Origin of the sequence: Peterkaempfera griseoplana (assembly GCF_001418575.1) — a bacterium.
Taxonomy (GTDB): domain Bacteria; phylum Actinomycetota; class Actinomycetes; order Streptomycetales; family Streptomycetaceae; genus Peterkaempfera; species Peterkaempfera griseoplana.
Genome location: NZ_LIQR01000250.1, coordinates 1 through 20,587, shown reverse-complemented (window position 1 = coordinate 20,587; position 20,587 = coordinate 1). Strand labels below are relative to the sequence as shown.

Genomic DNA, 20,587 nt, shown 5'->3' with positions numbered 1-20,587 from the left:
GGGTGGGAGGGCGCCGGTCGGGTCTCGGCGGCTGGGTTGTCGGGGGAGAGTTCGGTCAGTCGTGCCATGGTCGCTTCGGCGTCCACCGTGATCGTCCGCGTCCCGGCGGCGGACTTCGGGGCCTTGATGTCCCTGCTGGTGAGAAGGATCGTGGGGCGGGCGTCGTCGAGCATGTAGGCGATGCGTTCCGCCGGCAGCTCGGGGTCGAGCGGCACGTAGGCGGCGCCGCTTTTGAGGACGGCGAGCAGGGCTTCGACCATCCCGGCCGAGCGGGGCATGAGCACGCCCACGCGGTCCTCGGGTCCGGCGCCGTACTCGGCGAGCAGTCGCGCCAGACGGTTCACCCGCCGGTTGAGTTCGGCGTACGAGATCTCGGCGCCTTCGGGGTCGATTACGGCGATGGCGTCGGGGGTGCGGGTGACCTGGGCTTCGAAGAGGTCGACGATCGTGCTGGCGGGCACCTGGTGTGTGGTGTCGTTCCAGCCGGTCAGGACTTGCTGCCGTTCGGCCGGGTCGAGTGCCGTGAGCTTGTGCAGCGGGGCGTCCGCCGCAGTCTCCAGGGAGTCGACCATGCCCTCGACCACCGTCGTCAGCCGCCCGGCGAGGAGCGCGGCGTCGACGGCGGGCACGGTCTGGACCGTGAGACGGAACCCGTCGAAGGTGTCGTCGACGTGGACAGCCAGCGGGTAGTTGGTCCGCTCCTGGTTGTGGACGCTCTCCACGCCCGGAAGCACCTCGGCCGCGACCTCACCGCTGTTCCCGGTCTCCTGGGTGTAGCGGTAGTTGAGGAGGGTGGTGAACAGGGGTGCGCCGTTCAGTCCGCTTGCCTGCTGCGCCACGGACAGGGGTGCGTGCTCGTGTGCGAGCAGTTCGGCGAGGTCGCGGTGCATGGAGCGGAGTGCTCCGCTGACGGTGGCGTGTTCCAGTCGGGCCCGTACGGGCAGTGTGTTCATGAACAGGCCGGGTACGCGGTCCGCGCCGGTGCCGGCGTTCATCCGGCCGAAGAGCACCGTGCCGAAGACGACGTCGGAACGTCCTGTCAGGACGCTGAGGATGCGCGCCCAGGCGAGGTGGAAGACGGTGGCGGGGCTTACGCCCGCGTCGCGGGAGCGGGCGCGGACGCGTTCGGCGAGGTCGGCTTCCAGGGTGAGCTTGTGCTCGTTGATGCCGGTGCCGTCGCCGCGTACGTCGGTCAGGTCGTACGGTGCGGTCGGCTCGGTGACGTCACCCAGCAGACGGCCGAAGTACCGCTGGTGCTCCTCGGCCGGAACGCCGAGCCGCGCCTGGGCGGCGAAGTCGCGGAACGGCAGCGGCCTGGGCAGCGTCTCCTCCCGCCCGGCCAGGAACGCCCGGATCTCGCCCATGAGGATGCCGAAGCTGGTGCGGTCCAGGACGAGGTGGTGCACCTGGAGCAGCGCGTGCCAGACCCCGGTGCTCTGCTCCTGCGCGGTGTACATCCGGATCAGCGGGGCACGGCCGATGTCCATCACCGCCGGGCAGGCCTCCAGCAGCTGCTCAGCCGCATCCATTCCGCTGTGCGGGCGCAGAACCACACGGCTGACTGGTATGGGTGCTTGGCGGAGGACGACCTGGAGGGGTTCGGGGAGGTCCTGCCAGATGATCGCGGTGCGCAGGATGTCGTGCCGGTCCACGACGTTCTGCAGGGCCTTGGTGAAGGTCTGCAGCCTTTCTTGGGAGTCGAAGCGCAGAACGGTCGGCTGGACGTAGACGTCCTGTCGGCCTGCTTCGAGCAGGTGGTGGAAGAGGATGCCTTCCTGGAGGGGTGCCAGGGGGTAGATGTCGGCGATGTTGGCGGCTCCGCCGGGTACGCGGTCGACGATCCGCTGGACGTCGTCGGCGCTGAGTTCGACCAGGGGCAGCATCTCCGGGGTGATCTCCTGCGCCCCCTCAGGGATGAGGTTCGGCGGGATGGCCACGGCAGGGCCGGTGAGTTCGCCGGCCAGCGCGGAGACTGTGGGGGAGGTGAACAGTGCCTTGACCGGCAGTTCGATGCCCATGCCGGTGCGGATGCGCGCGATGAGGGTGACGGCGAGGAGGGAGTGTCCGCCGAGTTCGAAGAAGTTGTCGTCGACGCCGACCTCGGGGATGCCCAGGACGTCGGCGAACAGACCGCACAGGGCTTCCTCGCGTTCGGTCGCGGGCCTGCGGCCCGTCCCGGCCGTCACCGCCAGGTCCGGCTCGGGCAGCGCCCGCCGGTCCAGCTTGCCGTTCACCGTCAACGGGAACGCGTCCATGACCACGACCGCCGACGGCACCATGTAGTCCGGCAGAACGGCGACGGTGTGGGCCCGGATGCCGGCCGAGAGCCGTGTCAGATCCTGGTTGTCGGTGCCCGCTGCGACGGTGACGTAGGCGACCAGACGCTTGTCGCCGGTCCGGTCCTCACGGACCAGGACCATCGCCTGCTCGACCGCCGCGTGACCGGTGAGCGCGTTCTGGACCTCGCCGAGTTCGATGCGGAAGCCGCGGATCTTGACCTGGTCGTCGGTGCGGCCGAGGTGTTCGAGGAGGCCGTGGGTGTTCCAGCGAGCGAGGTCGCCGGTGCGGTACATGCGCGCGCCAGGGTTGCCGTAGGGGTTGGCGACGAACCGTTCGGCGCTCAGGCCCGGGCGGCCGAGGTATCCGCGGGCCAGCTGGGCGCCGGCCAGGTAGAGCTCGCCGGGGACGCCGGGCGGGCAGGGCTTGAGGCCCACGTCGAGCACATAGGCCTGCATGTTCCACATCGGCCGGCCGATGGGGACGGGACCGTGTTCCAGGGTCTCGCCCGGAGCGACGTGGTGGTCCACCGCGCCGACCGTCGCCTCGGTAGGACCATAGTGGTTCACCAGGGCCAGCTGCGGGTGCCGGCGGCGCAGTTGCTCGAGCATGGGCGCGTGCAGGGACTCGCCGCCCAGCATGAGCTGGCGCGCAGGCACGTTCGCGTCCTCGCTCGCCGCCTCGAGGAAGGCGAGGTGACTCGGCGTGGCCTTGAGGAACGCCACCCGCTTGTCCGGTGGCGCGGCGGGCAGACGGGTGTCCTCCGGCGCCAGGTACAGGCATCCGCCGCAGGCGAGTGCGCCGTACAGGGAGGTGACACCGGCGTCGAACGACACGGAGGCGTGGACCAACGTGTCCTCTGCCAGCGACGGGTACGCCACGAAGGCACGTGCGACGTAGTTGACCAGCGCTCGGTGGGGGATCACCACCCCCTTCGGCCGGCCGGTCGAGCCGGACGTGTAGATCACATACGCCGGATGACCGGAGGTCAGCGGCGACGTCCGGTGTGCATCGTCGAGATCGCCGGGGTCCAGAGCCGACAAGCGGTCCACGACGCGCTCGTCGTCCACGACGGCCACCCCGAAGCCCTGCCCCTGTTCCTGGACCCGCCCGGCGAGCCCGGTGGTGGTCAGGAGGACCCTCGGCCGGGCGTCGTCGAGCATGTAGGCGATGCGTTCTGTCGGGTACTGCGGGTCGAGCGGCACGTAGGCGGCGCCGCTCTTCAGGACGGCGAGCAGGGCGACGACCATCCCGGTCGAGCGGGGCATGAGTACGCCGACACGGTCCTCGGGTCCGGCGCCGTACTCGGCCAGCAGCCGCGCCAGACGGTTCACCCGCCGGTTGAGTTCGGCGTACGAGATCTCGGAGCCGTCGGCGTCGATCACGGCGATGGCGTGGGGGGTGCGAGTGACCTGGGCTTCGAAGAGGTCCACCACCGTGCCGGCGGGCACTTCGTGTGCGGTGTCGTTCCAGTCGACCAGCACCAGCTGCCGTTCGGCGGGGTCCATGACGTCGACGTGGTGCACGGGTATGGCCGGGTCGGCGGCGACCGTCTGCAGTACCCGCACGAGACGCGCGCTCAGCGCCGCGGCGGTCGTCTCCTCGAAGAGGTCGGTGGCGTAGGTCAGCGTGCCGCTCATACCGGCCGCGGCACCGTCTGCGTCGAAGGCCTCGGTCAGGTCGATGGCGAGGTCGAACCTGGCCGGACCCTCGCCCGTTCCTGCCAGTTCGATGTTCAAACCGGGGAGGTCGAGGACGGCTGGGGCGGTGTTCTGGAGGGTGAGCATGACCTGGAAGAGGGGGTGGCGTGCCATGGAGCGTGCTGGGGCGAGGTCTTCGACGAGGCGTTCGAAGGGGACGTCTTGGTGTTCGTGGGCGTCCAGGGCGGTGTTTCGCACTCGGGTGAGGAGGTCGGTGAAGGTGGGGTTGCCGCTGAGGTCGGTGCGCATGACGAGGGTGTTGACGAAGAAGCCGACCAGGTCGCTGAGCGCGTGGTCGGTGCGTCCGGCGATCGGTGTGCCGATGGCGATGTCGTCACCGGCACCGAGCCGCGAGAGGGTGACGGCGAGTGCGGCCTGCAACACCATGTGGAGGGTGGCGCCCCGCTGCCGGGCCAAGGCTGTCAGCTGCTTGTGCAGTCCGGCGTCCAGTCGCAGTCCGACCTGAGCACCGTGGTGGGTGGCGATCGCCGGGCGCGGGTGGTCGGTCGGCAAGGCCAGTTCCTCCGGGAGACCGGAGAGGGCCTTGCGCCAGTAAGCCAGCTGCGCGTTGAGCAGGCTGCCCGGGTCCTCCTCGCCGCCGAGCAGATCCTGCTGCCACAGGGCGTAGTCCGCGTACTGCACCGGCAGTGGCTCCCACACCGGAACACCGCCCGCCGTACGGGCCGCGTACGCACGCGACACGTCGGCCGTCAGCGGAGCGAGTGACCAGCCGTCCGCGGCGATGTGGTGCACCACGACCACGAGGACGTGGTCGTCCGGCCCCACGGTCAGCAGATCCGCCCGCAGCGGCAGATCCGCCGCGAGATCGAACGGGCGGCGCGCCAGCTTCTCGACAGACTGCGCGATGTCGTCTTCGGCGACCTCAGAGGTACCCAGCGTGAAGGAGACAGCCTCCGCCTCGGTGATCCGCTGCTGAGGAACGCCAGCAACCGTCGTCACCACGGTGCGCAGCACCTCGTGGCGAACGAGCACGTCGCGGAAGGCCTGCTCCAGCGCCGCACTGTCGAGGTCGCCGCGCAGCCGCATGGCGAATGGGAGGTTGTAGGTGGCGTTGGGGCCTTCCAGCTCGCCCAGGAACCACAGGCGGCGCTGCGCGAAGGACAGCGGCAGCAGCTCCGGCCGCTCACCTGCCGCCAAAGCCCGGCGTACCGTGCGTCCGCCGTCCGCCGACAGGGCCGCGACACCGGCCGGAGAGGGGGCGTTGAAGAGCGCACGCAGGGGGATCTCGGCGCCCAGCACGGCACGTACACGGCTCAGCAGCCGGGTCGCCAGCAGCGAGTGGCCGCCGAGTTCGAAGAAGTTGTCGTCAGGGCCGACCTCCGGGACACCGAGCACCTCGGCGAACAGGACGCACAGCTGCGCCTCCCGTTCGTCGGCGGGCCTGCGGTTCGAGCCGGTCGACGTACGCTCCGGTGCGGGAAGGGCTCCGCGGTCGACCTTGCCGCTGGGGGTGAGCGGCAGCGTGTCCAGGGCCACCACCGCGGACGGGACCATGTACTCCGGCAGGACGGAGACCGAGTGGGCGCGCACGTCGGCGGCGAGTCGGCTCGCGTCCATGTCCGCGCCGCCGTCGACCGGCACCACGTAGGCGACGAGACGCCGGTCGCCCGGTACGTCCTCCCGCACCATGGCGGACACCTGTGCCACCGAGGCGTGTGCAGCGAGTACGGACTCCACCTCGCCGAGTTCGACGCGGAAGCCGCGGAGCTTCACCTGGGTGTCCGTGCGGCCGAGGTGTTCCAGGGCGCCCTGGGCGTTCCAGCGGGCCAGGTCGCCGGTGCGGTACATCCGCGAGCCGGCCGGACCGAACGGGTCCGCCACGAACCGCTCCGCCGACAGACCCGGGCGGTTCAGATAACCGCGGGCCAGACCCTCACCCGCGACGTACAGCTCACCGGCGACGCCCACCGGCACGGGTCGCAGGGCTGTGTCGAGCACATACGCACGGGAGTTGGGGAACGGGCGACCGAGGGGGCTGGTGGACTGGCCGCAGACTCCGTGCAGCACGTCGCCGGTGGTCTCCGACGCGCCGTAGTAGTTGACGAGCCGGGCGTGCGGCATCTCGCGGGCGAACCGCTCGACGAGATGCCGCGGAATGGCCTCGCCGGTGGTGACCCACAGACCGCATGACTCCAGGCCCGCCGCTCCGGAGTCCAGCAGGGCCGCCAGCAGGCTGGGCACGACGGTGATCCGTCCGATGCCGTGCTGTCCGATCATGCGGGCCAGGGCGTGCGGGTCGCGTGCCTGCTCCTCGTCGGCCAGGACGACCGGGTCGCCGTGCAGCAGGGAGCCGAGGAGTTCCGTGGACCCGTCGATGAAGCTCAGTGAGCTCTTCGCCAGGGCGGGGGCGCCCGCCTCGAACGGGAAGGCCCCGGCGATGCCGGAGACCAGGTTGACGACACCCGAGTGCGTCAGCAGCGCGCCCTTGGGCCGGCCGGTGGAGCCCGACGTGTAGACGACGAGGGCGGCGTTCTGCCCGGACGTTCGCGTGGCGTGCTCGTTCCCGGACAGGTCGCAATCCGCCAGTTCGGCGAGGCGCGCGACGGTGTCGGGCGCATCGAGCACCAGCGTGCCGACCGCCCCTGCCGTACCGGACACCTCAGGGAGACGCACGCCGCCCGCGCTGATCGTCAGTGCCGGCCGGGCGTCGCCGAGCATGTAGGCGATCCGCTCTGCCGGGTACTGCGGGTCGAGCGGGAGACAGGCGGCGCCGGTCTTCAGCACGGCGAGCAGGGCGGCCACCATGTCGACGGAGCGCGGTACCGCGAGGGCGACCAGCTTCTCGGGGCCCGCCCCGTGTGCGAGCAGCAGTCGCGCCAACCGGTTGGCCCGTGAGTTCAGTTCGGCGTACGAGACCGGGGTGCCGGCGAAGACCAGGGCCACGTCCGTGGGTGCGGCCGCGGCTCGGGCCTCGAAGAGTTCGTGCACCGGGGCGTCGGGGACCTCGGCCGAGGCTGCGGCTCCCGACCAGTGCTCGATCAGCCGGGTGCGCTCGGTCTCGTCGAGCACGTCGACGGCGGTGACCGGGCGGTGCGGGTCGGAGACCACAGCGGCGAGGACACGGCTGAACCGCTCCGTGAGCGTCTCGGCGGTCGTACGGTCGAACAGGTCGACGGCGAAGGTGAGCTCGCCGCGCAGACCGGCTGGTTCGCCGTCCTCCCCGGACGTCTCGGTCAGGGAGAGGTACAGGTCGTACTTGGCGCCCAGTTCCCCGGCCGCGCCGGCCGTCGCCGTCAGTCCGGGCAGATCGAGGACGGGCCGTGCGTTGTTCTGCAGGACCAGCATCACCTGGAACAGCGGGTGCAGCGCCCGGACGCGGGCGGGGGCGAGGTCCTCGACCAGCCGCTCGAAGGGGATGTCCTGGTGGTCGAACGCGGCGAGTCCGTTCTGCCGCACGCGGGCGAGCACCTCGGTGAAGCGGGGCGCGCCGGACAGGTCGGTCCGCAGGACCAGGGTGTTGAGGAAGAAGCCGACCATGTCGTCCAGTGCCGCGTCGGCGCGGCCGGCGACCGGGGTGCCGATCGGGATGTCGTCGCCGGCGCCGAGCCGGGAGAGGCTCACGGCGAGGGCGGCCTGCAGGACCATGAAGACGGTCACGTTCTCGCGGCGGGCCAGCCGGCTCAGCCGCTGGTGCAGTTCGGCCGGCACCTCCAGCCGGACGCTGTCGCCGCGGTACGACGCGACCGCAGGCCGGGGCCGGTCGGTCGGCAGCGCCAGCTCCTCGGGCATGCCGGCGAGGGCGGTGCGCCAGTGGGCGAGCTGCTCGTTCAGCAGGCTTTCGGGGCCGCCGTCCTCGCTCAGGAGCTCACGCTGCCAGAGCGTGTAGTCCGCGTACTGCACGGGCAACGGTTGCCACGCGGGCGCCTCGCCGTGCTGGCGGGCCGCGTAGGCCCGCGACACGTCGGCGGCGAGCGGGGCGAGGGACCAGCCGTCGGCGGCGATGTGGTGCACCACCAGGAGGAGCACGTGCTCGCGGGGGGCGACGGTGAACACGGTCGCCCGAAGGGGAGCTTCGGCACCGAGATCGAAGACGTGCGCGGCGGCTTCGGCGAGCGCCGCGTCGAGGGCGGCTCCGTCGAGTCCGGACGCGTCGCGCACGGTCAGCAGTGGTCCGGTCTCCGCAAGGTGCAGGACCCGCTGGTGCGGCTCGCCGTCGACGGCGGGGAACACCGTGCGCAGTGCCTCGTGCCGGTCGGCGGTGTCCAGCAGGGCCGCGGCAAGCGCCTCGGTGTCGAGGTCGCCGGTGAGGTGCACGGTGAAGGGCAGGTTGTAGGTGGCGCTGGGCCCTTCGAGTTCACGCAGCAGCCACAGGCGCCGCTGGGCGAAGGACAGGGGAACGGTGCCGGGGCGCCGCCGGGCCGTCAGGGCTGGCCGCGCCCGGTCGGTCCCGGTGTCGAGCCGCAGTGCCAGCGCCGCGACCGTCGGGGCGTCGAACAGGGTGCGCAGCGGGAGTTCGGTGCCCAGGGCGGCACGCACCCTGCTCGCCAGCTTCGCGGCGAGCAGCGAGTGCCCGCCCAGTTCGAAGAAGCTGTCGTCGACGCCTACCCGGGCGACGCCGAGGACCTCCGCGAAGAGGGCGCAGAGGGTCTCCTCGCGCGGTGTGGCGGGGGCGCGGTAGGCGTCGGTGAGGTCGCGCTCCGGTGCGGGCAGGGCCTTGCGGTCCACCTTGCCGCTCGGGGTGAGCGGGAGGGCGTCCAGCACGACCAGCGCGGACGGCACCAGGTGGTCCGGCAGCGTGGCCGCCAGGTGCCGGCGCAGGGACTGCGGGTCGGTGTGCCGCCCGGCTGCGGGGGCGACGTATCCGACCAGGTGGCGGCTGCCGGTGGCGTCCTCGCGGACGACGACGGCGGCCTGGGCGGTGTCGGGGTGGGCGGCCATGGCGGACTCGACCTCGCCCGGCTCCACGCGGAAGCCGCGGATCTTGACCTGGGTGTCGGCGCGGCCGAGGAACTCCAGCTGTCCGGCGGGATTCCAGCGGGCCAGGTCGCCCGTGCGGTACATACGGGTGCCGGGGGCGCCGTGGGGATCGGCCACGAAGCGCTCGGCGGACAGGCCCGGCCGGTTGAGGTAGCCGCGGGCGAGCTGCGGGCCGCTGACGTACAGCTCGCCGGTGGTGCCCGCCGGCACGGGCCGCAGTGCGCTGTCGAGCACGTACACACGGGAGTTGGCGAGCGGGCGGCCGAGAGGGGCGTTCCGCGGACCGCACTCGGCGTACAGGACGTCGCCGGTCGTCTCCGAGGCACCGTAGAGGTTGACCAGCCGGGCGTCGGGCAGAGTGCGGGAGAAGCGCTCGACCAGATGGGTGGGGATGCTCTCGCCGGTCGTCACCCAGTGGCGGCACGCGGCGATGCCCGGCACGTCCGCGTCCAGCAGGGCAGTCAGCAGGCTCGGCACGACCGTGATCCGGCCGACGCCGTGCTCGACCATGAGTTCGGCCATCGCGCGCGGGTCACGTGCCTGCTGCGGGTCCGCCAGGACCACCGGGTCGCCGTGCAGCAGGGAGCCGAGGAGCTCCGTGGAGCCGTCGACGAAGCTCAGCGAGCTCTTGGCGAGCGCCGGCGCGCCCGCCTCGTACGGGTACTGGCGGGTGATGGCCGTCAGCAGGTTGACCACACCCGAGTGCTGCAGCACCACGCCCTTGGGCGTGCCGGTGGAGCCGGAGGTGTAGATGACGTACGCCGGGTGGGACGGCGTGAGCGCCGCGAGGCGGTCGCCGTCCGTCAGGTCGTCGGCGCGCAGGGCGGCCGCCTCGGCGCGCAGCGCGGGATCGTCGGCCATGAGCAGTGGGGCGGTGACGGCGCCTTCGACCGCGGCGCGTGACTCCTGGGACGCCAGCACCGCCATCGGGCCGGCGTCGGCCAGCATGAACGCGATGCGCTCCGCCGGGTACGCGGGGTCGACCGGGAGATAGGCGGCGCCGCTCTTGAGCACCGCGAGCATCGACACCACCATGTCGGCGGAGCGCGGCAGTGCGAGCGCCACCAGGTGCTCCGGTCCGGCTCCGCGCGCGACCAGCAGCCGTGCCAGCCGGTTGGCGCTCTCGTTCAGCTCGCCGAGGGTGAGTGTGCTTCCGCCGCACACGAGGGCCGTGGCGTGCGGGGAACGGGTGGCCTCAGCCTCGAAGAGGTCCACGAGCGTGCCGGAGGGCGCTGCGCCGGCCGTACCCGCCCAGTCCTCCAGTGCGTGTGCGCGCTCGTCGGCGCCGAGGACGTCCCACTGCCCGACGAAGTCGTCGTCGGCGGCGTTCATCAGCCAGGTCAGTGCGTTGCCGAAGTGCTCGGCCGTACGCCGTCCCGCCTCGACGCCGGATGCCGCGGAGGCAGCGTCGACGGCGATGTGCAGGCCGGACCCGAAGGACCGCTCGTGGACGGCGATCGACAGGTCGTGGACGTTGCCGACGGAGAGGGCGTGGGCGGTGACGGTCAGATCGTCGAAGGTGACGTCGTAGTCGAACAGCATCACGTTCGCCACGGCCCGGAAGAGCGAGCTGCGACCGGTCATCCGAAGGTCGCGGACGATGTCCTCGTAGCGGTAGCGCTGGTGCTTGAGCGCTCCGCGCAGGGCCTGCGTGACATGGCGTACGAACTCGCCGAGCGTGTCCCCGGGGCGCACCCGGAAGCGGACGGGAAGGATGTTCGCCATCATGCCGGGGGTGCGCATCTGCAGGCTTCCGCGGCGGCCGAGCACGGGGATGCCGAGAACGACATCGTCGGTGCCGGCGGTCCGGCTCACGCACACGGCGGCCGCCGCGACGAGCAGGGCCGAGAAGCTGGTCCGCAGGCGCCGCGCCGCCGCCCGGAGGGCGGACGTGTCAGCGGATCCGACGTCGGCCGAGGCGCGGACGGAGGCGCCGAGGGTGCCGGACGCGAAGGTGCCGCTGGATTCGGGCAGGTCCGGGACGTCCGCGAAGGTGTCGCGCCAGAAGTCCCGGTCGGCCTCGAACTCCGCCGAGCTGCGGTACTCCGCCTCCTCGTCCAGCAGCAGGGAGAGCGAAGGGAAGGCATCCTGATCGGGAGAGAGGCCCTGCCTCAGGGCGGTGTAGATCCGGGCGCAGCGGGCGACGACGAGGGAGCCGCTGTAGCCGTCGCCGATCAGGTGGTGGACGCGCTGATACCAGAAGTAGCGGTCGTCCCCGGCCTTGAACAGCACCTGAGTGAACAGGGCCTGCCCGACGAGATCGAAGGGCATGCCGAGGTCCTGCTGCATCCAGGCCTCCGCGGCGGCGCGCGGATCGGCCTCGGTACTCACGTCGACGTGCCGCAGGATCCAGCCCTCGTCCCGCACCACCCGCTGCAGCACCTCGCCGTCCTCCTGCGGCTCGAACCGCAGGTGGTAGCCGTCCGCCTCGGCGACCGCGCGCCGCAACGCCGACTCGAAGAGCGCGGTGTCCAGCCGGCCGTGGATCTCCAGGTACTCGGCGATGTTGAATGCGCCGCTCCCGGGATCGAGCTGCTGGGCGTTCCACACGCCCTGCTGCCCAGCCATCAGCCTTCTCTGGTTACCTGCGTACTCGGGCATTGCCTCACCTTGGTGTCGAGCAGGAGCTGTGGGAACGCGTCGCGTGCGGCGACCGCGCTGACGCCGCGGTGACCTGCCGGCGGCGCACGACGTGCTCAGGAGTCCGTTGCGTGCATCGGTCTTGCTCTGTCGGGACTGGCCGCCGGCGCCGGGTGTCCGCCGGCGGAGTCCGGTGCGGAGTCAGGTCGTGGGTGACATCTCTCCGGCGCTGTCGCCGGACTCCCACTCGTCCTTGCCCCGAAGGGGAGCGGACTGCTGGGGTGCGGCATCCGCACGTACCTGTGGCGTCAATCGGTGACCGTCGGTCTTCTTCGGCGGAGCCCCGCCGGACCCGGGCCCCCGGTCGTCGCGGAGTCGTCGGCGGTCTCGCGAGCCGGGATCTGTGCGGCCGAGGACGGGGCGTCCGTGGGCGTGCCCAGGGTGTTCACGGTGGCCTCCGGGGTATGCACGGCGGTTGCCGCAGGGTGCGCGGCGGTCACCGAACCGTCCGCCGCCGCCGCGGCGGTGTGCGTGACCACCGCCTGGGTGTCGGCGGTCCCGTGGGCCGTCGGACTCCCGGCGGCTGTGGCGGGCTGCGGCGGGGCGTCGGTACCGCCGCGCCACAGAAAGACACACGCAATGAGCAGCACGGCTGTCCCGGCGGCGAACGGCGCCCGGGGACCGACTCCGTCGTAGACGAGGCCCACCAGCGGGGGGCCGAGCGCGCCCGCGCTCACCGTGGCCATCTGGCTCACCATGGTGACCCGGCCCAACAGCTCGTTCGGCACCCGAGTCTGACGGAGCGACACCAACGTCACGTTCCAGACGAGGTTCGCTGCCCCGGCCCCTGTGATGGAGGCGACGGCCAGCGGGCCGGACCCGGCCGAACCCAGGCAGCCACAGAGAAGACACGTGGCGAGCGCACCGAGCCGCAGCGTACGCAGGGAGCCGACACGGGCGTCCAGGAGGCGGACCATCGGGACTCCCGCGAGACCACCCACCGCGAACGCCGACACCAGCAGTGCGTAACCCGAACTGCCCAGCCCGAGCGCCTGCCTGGCATACAGCACCAGAATGGACAGCAGGCCCACCATGACGAGGTTGAGCGCGGACGCCACCACGCACAGCCGGCGAAGCAGGGTGTCCCGCCACAGCCAACCAAGGCCTTCCAGGGCCTCGCGGCGCAGCGACCGCCGTACGGGGGTGTCGCTTTCCGGCCGTGTCCGCCCGGTGCCGCGCACCGTCAGGATCACCGTCGAGGAGAACACGAAGGACAGCGCGTCGACGGCGAGCGGAAGCCAGGGCTCGATCTTGAAGAGCCCCGCGCCGACCGGAGCGCCCAGCATGCTGCCTGCGAGCAGTGCGCCGACCTGCAGCCGTGCGTTGGCCATGGCGAGCTTGTCGCGGGGCACGATCGAGGGTACGAGGCCCGACCAGGCGCCGTTGTAGAGGGTCTGGCCGCAACCCAGGAGGAAGCCCACCCCCGCGAGCAGCGGGATGGACAGGGCGTGGACCATCGTGGCGGCGACGAGTGCGGCCATGACGACCGCGCGTGTGGCGTCGACGAGGCACAGGATGCGGCGGCGGTCGAAGCGGTCCGCGAGCACCCCGGAGAGCAGACCGACGAGAAGCCAGGGAAGCTGACCTGCGAACGCCACCGCAGCGACCTGCCGCGCGTCGTCGGTGAGGCCGAGGGTGAGCAGGGGGAGGGTGACCAGCCGCATGCCGTCACCGATGGTGGAGACACTCACCGCCGCCCAGACTGCTGGGAACTGTGGTGAAAGTCGCGGGCGAGAGTCTCGCTGGGAAAAGTTCATGGACGAGTCACTGGTCTCGGGCCCCGGGCGTGTTGGGGACGGCGGAGCGGCGCAGTGCAGGCGGGCGCGGCCGAACCCAGGGCGGGCAGTCCGGGGCCGGTGGCATCGTTGATGTCGCCTGGGGTGGACCCCTCCCCGGCAGGGCCCACCCTGCGGCCGGCCGTCGGTGATCCCCGGTGGCTGCCCCACCCGAGGGCTCAGTTGCCGCCCATGGCGTCGACCAGGCTCTTGGGCCGCATGTCGGTCCAGGTCTTCTCGATGTATTCCACACACTCCTGCCGGGGAGCCGCCCCGAACTCCGTCTGCCAGCCCTCGGGGACCTCGACGAAGGTCGGCCACAGCGAGTACTGCTTCTCGTGGTTGACCAGCACCAGGTACTGGGCGTCCTGGTCCTCGAACGGGTTCGTCATGATGCGTCCTTGTTTTCCGGTCTTGAGGCGGACCGCCTTCCGGGTCCGCACGAACCGCCTGCCTCTTCGAGGCGTACGGAAGGCTCGACTTCGACGCGAACAAGCGACGCCGAACCCCCTCCAACCGCACTGCGGTGCAGCGAGTTCGATATTCGCGCATGATCACTAATTGCAAGAGTTTGATCTTCAAACTCATGGTTAACGGCGCCCAACAAAACCGCCTGGCGGATCGGATATCTCCTCTATGTCTCCTTTCGCACCGCGTGGGCATCGGGGGGCATTAGCATGGCTTCGCCTCTGGTGCACGGATTGCTCGCCGTCCGGACAGCGCGTGTGGCGGGGAGGCAGTGCTCGACGGGTGGCGGACGCTCGCGTCGCCCTGCGCCGCGACACGCACGGGAGGTGCGGCCAGTTCACCCGGCCAAAGGATGCGGCGTGCCCCGGATCGGCCGACGAAGAGGTCGATGTCGTCCCAGCCGGCGACGGCACCGCATTCCGCCGGACCCCCATGGGTCACCAGCGGCCGCGGCCGCAGGGCGTACAGCCGGCGCTCTCGTGCGGCACGCGTGGCGGAAGTGGCGTCGGGAGAGTGGTGGGCGCAGCGGCGCCGGCGGGGCAGCGCACGCAACGCGGTCCGGCGCCGAGCCCGCGGGCGCGACACCGCACCTGCCCGGCTGCGCGAACGGCCTCCAGGCCAGGTCATCGACCGGCCACATCGCACCGCGCGAGCGAAAGCGACCGGGATTCGGCATCACCGGGGCTCATGCCTCCTGCGCATCCCCGACCTGGACCGCCGCACATGTCGGCGCTGTGCGGGCCAAGGGAGCGAGGCGCGGGCTCGTAGAGGAATCGTTCGTCAACGACCTTTTCTCCGAAACAGAAAAGCCATCTTCTGACCGGTGCGCGGGAGCAGGGGTTCCCTGTGTTCTCTGCTCCCATGTCGTGTACGGGGGAGGACCGCCCGTCCTGGAGGCATATTGCAGGCATCCACCGCGAGATGTTCGAAAACCGTCCGCTGATCGAGTCCCCGGTGCAGGGATGAAAGCCGGGAGGTGGCGCATGGTCCACCGATGACTGTGGATGGTCGCTCGTCACCGGGAAGTTCAACGCATCGAGATGGTCGCGTTCATCTCCCACACGAGGACTTCAGCGCCGTCCGGACCTGCGGTGACCCGCTGGCCCTCGGCGCTCACGACGCGAGCCGCATCGCCTTGCGACAGGACGCCGCCCGCGCCCTCCAGTTCGAGCGTGCCACGGGTCGCGAAGAGGTGGACGAAGGGCGCGGTCGGAATCTGGAACACCTCCGCAGGGCGGAGACGGCCGATGTGCAGGGATGCGTGCTTCTGACGTATACCGATGGCTCGCAGGTTGCTGTGCTTGGGCATCCCGGATGCCAGGACGGTCCATCCTCCCTGCTTCAGCTGGTCGTTGATGTCCAGTTGTTCGTAACCCGGCGTGACTCCGGCTTCGTCCGGGATCACCCACATTTGGATGAAGTGAACAGGATTGCGGTGCTCCGGCTCTCCGGTGAGTGTCCAGGAATCGTTTCGTTCGCTGTGCAGGATTCCGGTTCCGGAACTCATCCGCTGCGCCAGCCCCGGATAGATGATCCCGTTGTGTCCTGTGGAGTCCTGATGCACGAGGGCTCCTTCCAGGACCCAGGTGATGATCTCCATGTCTCGGTGAGGATGGGTGTCGAACCCTGTTCCCGGCTTGATGACGTCCTCGTTGGACACCAGCAGCAGGCCGAAGTGGGAGTTCTGCAGGTCATCGCTGACGCCGAAGGAGAAGGAGTTCCGGGAATCGAGCCAGCCGATGTTCGCGTGGTTGCGATCGCTGGATCTCCGGATGACGGTGTGAGAAGCCATGAATATTCCTGTCAGATCTTCCTTGCCCGACGGCATCCCGCCGCGAACTTTCCGATGACTGCGCCGGCCCCGGACTGCGCCCCGGGGCGGGCGTCGGCGGTCCCTGGTGAGCCCCTGCGTCCCGTCGCAAGCAGCATCGGCGACGCCGACCATTCCTGGGCCGCTGAGGCCGAGCTCCCGCTGGCCTGGGGGGCGTCCACGGACGGCAACCGAATCCGGAAGCCCGAATTCTTGCCCGCGCGGTCCAATATAGGGGTTTCGGACTGACCGGTCAAGAACTGGGGCGGGCGTCGGCCCTCCGCCTTCGGGCGGGCAGTTGCGTGAGGCGCAGCGTCACAGGTCTGCGGCCCGACAACGCTGCGGCCTCCGGTCGTCCGGGATCCCCTTGGTCAGTCCGCCGGGGCGCGGACGGTGAGGCTCTGCAGGCGGGCGGCCGTGCCGTCGCGACGGGCACGCCACAGCCCGTACTTGGCCAGCAGGCCGTTCGAGACGGTCAGGAGAGTCCTGTACGGCGGTGCGGCCAAACCCTTGGAGGTGTGGGGCGCGTAGCGGGCGCCCTCGTCGGTGACGGTCAGCCAGCCGGTGAGGGTCCGCATGCTCAGCCCCACGCACTGCGGTCGGAAGGCGTGGGCCAGGAACCCCGCTCGTCGGCCGCCCGGCGGCAGCAGCCCGGGCGGCACGTCGAGGCGCAGCCCCGCGTCGTCATGCCCGGTGACCGTCACCGGGACGATGACGGGGAAGCCATCCGCGCCCCGGTAGGCCAGCAGCCGGTGCGGCAGTCCGGCGATCTGCCTCGCGAGCGCGGCGACGTCGACGCGCGGGCCCGTACCGTTCCTTGGCGGTTTCTGCTCGGTCGGCATGTCCGGCCAGGCGGCACCTGTGATCGTCATCGCGCCGCGTGCCGTCAGGTCGGGCCAGACGGCGACGCGTTCGACCTGGACGTCGACGAAGACGCGCTCCTGGTGGTACTCGCGCAGCAGCCAGTCCCATACCGGTCCGCGCCTGGTCTCTCCGAGGAACGGCTCGGAGGCCCGCATCAGCTCCGCCAGGCGTTCCGGTGACGGACGCAGGTCGACCGATGCGGCGCCCTGCGCGAGCACGTATGAGCTGCTTGCTGCGAAGCCGTGCTCGCGTGTGTGGTAGGCCAGCGACACGTGCGGGTCCCGCAGGATGCGCTCCAGTTTCTTGGGGAAGCCGAGCGAGGTGGTGAAGCCGGAGGTGCCGGCCTCGCGGTCTCCGAGGCCTACCGGTGAGACGCTGGTGGCCACGGCGCCGCCGGCCGGGGTGACATAGGCGACCGCAACAGTGAGGTCGCCCCTGATCACGGCCTCCGCTGCGTCCGGCCACCTGACGGGGTCGGAGATCATGAGCTGATCCCGCGGAGGATCCTCAGGTCCTCCGCCGCATGACGGCGCATGGCGGGGAGGAGCGGGTGTGCCGGCTCCGGCAGACCCGCGAGCACCAGGGCCACCTCCTCGGGCGTACCCACCTCGTCGAGGAATCCGACCATCAGGTGTCCCGCCACGGGCGGGGTGGTCCCGATCACCCGCTGCGAGAAGTCCTCCCACTCCGCAGGGCTGACATGGTTGCGGAGCGCGGGGAAGAGGATCGGCTCTTCGTGGGCCAGGTGGGAGAGCACCGTGTCGCGCACCGCAACGGCCGCATCGTGCAGGGCGGCGCGGACGTCGCCTTCTGGGCTGCCGGCACGCCGGTCGGCGGCCCCGACGGCTGGGTCGTCGGCGTTGCCGTCGCTCATGGCGACGGCGGCCAGCAGATCGAGGGTCGCGTCGAGCTCCCTGTGCTGCTCGCTCAGCGCCTCGAGGGCGAGTGCCGTGGCCGGCGCTGCTGCGACGATCCGCGGCCACAGGTGCTCGTCCTCGGTCTCGTGGTGATGGCTCAGGTTCGCCACAAGGAAGTCCCGCAGCTGCGCCAGCGCGTCGAGCGGTACCGCGGGCCGGGCGGCGGCCTCCGCGAGCAGGGCGGTGGCCCGGCGATGGATCTCGTGGACGAGCCGGGTCTCAGTGACCGCCGTCGGCTCAAAGGAAGCTGTGGTCATGAAGTGCAACCTGTTCATCAGATGTTCTTACCTTGATCGAGTGCGCAGGAGAGGGCACCCGGTTCGCACGCGAACGCCACTGGGTAGTGGTGTGTGGGTGCTTCTGCCGGAACCCGCAGACGTAACCCGTCATACGGGTGACTCCCGGCTGACCGTCAATTGCGGGGCCGCGCCACGGGCCGTGTCCGTGCGGCCGGCCCAGGCCGCGGCGTGGGTCTCTCGGTGCCACCCACTTCCCAGCGGCTTTGGGTCGCGAGGGTCCGGAAGGACAACTGGTCCCGCCGAACGATCAGTTGGCAGCCTTGATGTGATCGGCCGCCATCTCGGCGACCATGATGGTGGGGGCATTGGTGTTCCCTCCGGGGACAGCCGGGAAGACGGAAGCGTCCACGACCCGCAGGTCGGCCACGCCGAAACACGGTCCTGTACCGGCTCCACCGCATCGGCGAACCGACGGGCCGCAGCACCGTCGCTGCAGACTCCGCCGCGGAACTCTGGATCGCCGTGCGCGCGATGCGGCCGGACGCGAGGAGACCCGGAGGTGTCAGGAGCGGAAGGTTTGTGGGTGCCGGCACCAACCCAGGCGGGCCTGCCCCGTCTGGGTCAGGGTCTGGGGAGCCGGCTCAGTGCGACGCGGCCGATCTGCAGCAGGGCCGAGCCGTCCATGTGGGTCTTCGCGAGGAACTCGACGCCCTGCAGAGCTGCCAGCAGGAGACGGCCCAGTTGGTGAGGGTCGGCGTTCGGGTCCACGTCGCCCTCTCGTTGGGCGTCCTTCACGCAGGCGGTCAGGAGGTCTTCGACGCGCTGGTACGTCGCCCGGGCCAGGGCTGCGACCTCGGCGTCCTGTCCGTGGAGCTTGGAGGCGCTGTTGACCACGAAGCAGCCGCGGCGTCGGGTGTCGTCGAGGTGGCGGTGCACCACGGAAGTCGTGGAGTCGCGGCGGGCCGCAAGGTCTGGGAATGGCCCCGCGCTTCGGCGCAGATCGGGCGGTTCTGGTGTGCAGGGCGGAGGCGGCCCGGGGCGGCTTCGATCGCGGACCTGTCCTGGGGCCCGTCCGTCAGCCGCTGTAGGCCTCGGACACCTTGAGGGTGTCCTCGTAGAGGTACATCTTGACGATCTTGTCGCCTGCCACCTGGAAATGCATGGCGATGGGCGTTTCGTAGGTGCGGCCCGTGCTCCTGGCGACGCGGGTGAACCGTCCCAGCATGACGGCGTGGTCGCCGTCGACAAGAAGAGCCTCTACTTCGTCGACGTTCTGCTCCGGGACGATGTTCGCCACCAGGGTTCGGAAGTAGTCGGCCACCTCGCCCGCAGTGGTGCGCTGCCCCGTCCAGGGCAGCGACGGCGAGCCGGGCACGTACCAGTCGATGTGGTCCGCGAACATCCCGGCGACCGCGTCCGGGTCCCCGGCGGCCAGCAGGCCGAAGAACTTCTCCACAACCTCACGTGTTGCCATGATCATGACCTTCCGAAACGGAGACCTGGAATGTCATTCCAGGGCGAGGAGTTGGCGCAGAGGCTGCCGGGTTCGCGCGGGCCCTTGGGGCCTTCGGATGCGAAGCGGGCTCGCCCGGGATCTGGGGCGATGTCCTGCGATGTATCCAGTAGAACAGATATGGACTGAGGAGTCAAAAACTAGGAAGCCGTCGCACATGCCGCGCCGTTGCGGAGGTTGCCCGACCGTGCCGACCCGGCCCCCGCCCTCGAAGGGCGATCCGCGAGCCTGGTGTGGCCCTGCGAGGCCCTTCCGACTCGATGCCGGCGCCGCGAACGCCGGACGGGCACGGCCTTGACCAGGTTGCGGGAGGTGGTCAGTGCAGCGGATCGATGGCGACCCCCGGCCTATCGTCCGGAGGAATGCAAGCACCAGTGCGATGAGTGAGATGTCTCGACGTTCCACGCCTTGTTGCTGCGGAGCTGTCCCATGATTGCGGCACTGGGCGCGTTGCGGCCCTCCGCGTCACCGACGACCAGGCTGACCTGGCCGCGGGGGAGGGGAATCACGTCGTACCGGTCTGCACCCAGGCCGAAGCCTGTCGGACTCGGCTCGTGCTCCCTCGGGCGATTCCCAGGAGCCTGTTCCCCCTTGAAGGCCGCATCGAGAGGCTGGGTGTCTGGGGTTGCCCCGGTGGCGAGGCTGTGGTGTTGACGGCGGTCGGGGAGAGCAGCGGTAGTTGATGCGGAAAGGGATCCCCGGGAGGTGTGAGCCCCGGCGAAGCTCGTGTGCGGGGGCGACCGTCCACGGCCGAACCCAGTAGGCGCCCGCCCCGAAGTCCGGTTATGCCTGCTCGGCGGAGGGGTCGGGCGACGGCGCTCGCGCGTCCACACGCAGCAGCGCGTCGATGGATCCGGCGAGGTCCTCCGTGAAGCGTTCCGCGCTCATCCCTGCCAAGGCTCCGGCACGGATGACGTACCGGCTGAAGGTGACCCCGACCAGCAGTGCCGCAAGGAACGGCACACGGTGCTCCAGGGCGTGCCCACCCAGCAACCGGCGATACGTCTCGTTGGTCCGCTCCTCCATCGCCGCATACAGCCCGGCGGCGGCATGCTCGTCGTCCGTGGCGCTGCGCACCAGTGTGACGAAGGTGTCGTTGCTGTGAGGCCCCTCCAGGCGGCGCACGAATTCACGGGCGATCCGCGTGGGCAGAGGCTCGGTGGAGTCCTCGGCCAGCTTGTCGACATCGCGCGTCCCCGGAACCGCGGCGAGGAAAAGGTTCTCCTTGCTGCCGAAGTGCCGCAGCACCAGTCCGTGGGTGACCCCGGCGCGCCGGGCGATGTCGCGCAGCGTGGCGCGGCTGTAGCCACGCTCGGCGAAGGCCTGGGCCGCGGCTTCGAGGATGGCCCGGCGGTGCAGCTCAGGGTCACGGACGCGGCGTGGGCGGGGGTCGGGCGACGGGTCCGGGGCTGGGGGCATGTGCCGACCGTACCGGGTGATCCAGGC

10 protein-coding genes are annotated in these 20,587 nt (G+C 70.8%); all 10 read right to left on the bottom strand.

The genetic code is table 11. The features are described from left to right. A partial coding sequence (locus AOK09_RS19075) for a non-ribosomal peptide synthetase (protein ID WP_157875953.1) occupies positions 1-11,516 on the bottom strand: 11,516 nt, incomplete at its 3' end. Between the two features lie 287 nt (positions 11,517-11,803). Then, positions 11,804-13,312 (bottom strand): MFS transporter, encoded by a 1,509-nt coding sequence (locus tag AOK09_RS19070; RefSeq protein ID WP_079063217.1) that lies wholly within the window; start codon positions 13,310-13,312, stop codon positions 11,804-11,806. 197 nt (positions 13,313-13,509) lie between these two features. Beyond that, on the bottom strand, positions 13,510-13,722 hold the full coding sequence (locus AOK09_RS19065) for an MbtH family protein (RefSeq protein ID WP_055588415.1): 213 nt from the start codon (positions 13,720-13,722) through the stop codon (positions 13,510-13,512). A gap of 1,103 nt (positions 13,723-14,825) precedes the next feature. After that, complete coding sequence (locus AOK09_RS19060; RefSeq protein WP_055588414.1) at positions 14,826-15,590, bottom strand: pirin family protein; 765 nt, start codon at positions 15,588-15,590, stop codon at positions 14,826-14,828. Between the two features lie 389 nt (positions 15,591-15,979). Beyond that, entirely contained in the window at positions 15,980-16,957 is a 978-nt protein-coding gene (locus tag AOK09_RS19055; protein WP_055588413.1) for a hypothetical protein, read from the bottom strand. Then, positions 16,954-17,646, bottom strand: a complete 693-nt coding sequence (locus tag AOK09_RS19050; protein ID WP_245687363.1) for a hemerythrin domain-containing protein — start codon at positions 17,644-17,646, stop codon at positions 16,954-16,956. Before AOK09_RS19050 ends, AOK09_RS19055 begins: the two co-directional genes overlap by 4 nt. Positions 17,647-17,935: 289 nt before the next feature. Next, the gene (locus AOK09_RS37955; protein WP_175609319.1) at positions 17,936-18,055 is read right to left on the bottom strand and encodes a GMC oxidoreductase; all 120 of its coding nucleotides are present in this window, start codon (positions 18,053-18,055) and stop codon (positions 17,936-17,938) included. A 194-nt stretch (positions 18,056-18,249) separates the two neighbouring features. Next, entirely contained in the window at positions 18,250-18,564 is a 315-nt protein-coding gene (locus AOK09_RS19045) for a TetR family transcriptional regulator C-terminal domain-containing protein (RefSeq protein ID WP_055588411.1), read from the bottom strand. Between the two features lie 139 nt (positions 18,565-18,703). Continuing rightward, the gene (locus AOK09_RS19040; protein WP_063796004.1) at positions 18,704-19,102 is read right to left on the bottom strand and encodes a nuclear transport factor 2 family protein; all 399 of its coding nucleotides are present in this window, start codon (positions 19,100-19,102) and stop codon (positions 18,704-18,706) included. Positions 19,103-19,924: 822 nt separating this feature from the next. Continuing rightward, positions 19,925-20,560: a TetR/AcrR family transcriptional regulator gene (locus AOK09_RS19035; protein ID WP_055588417.1), complete on the bottom strand. Its 636-nt coding sequence runs from the start codon at positions 20,558-20,560 to the stop codon at positions 19,925-19,927. Positions 20,561-20,587 lie beyond the last annotated feature (27 nt).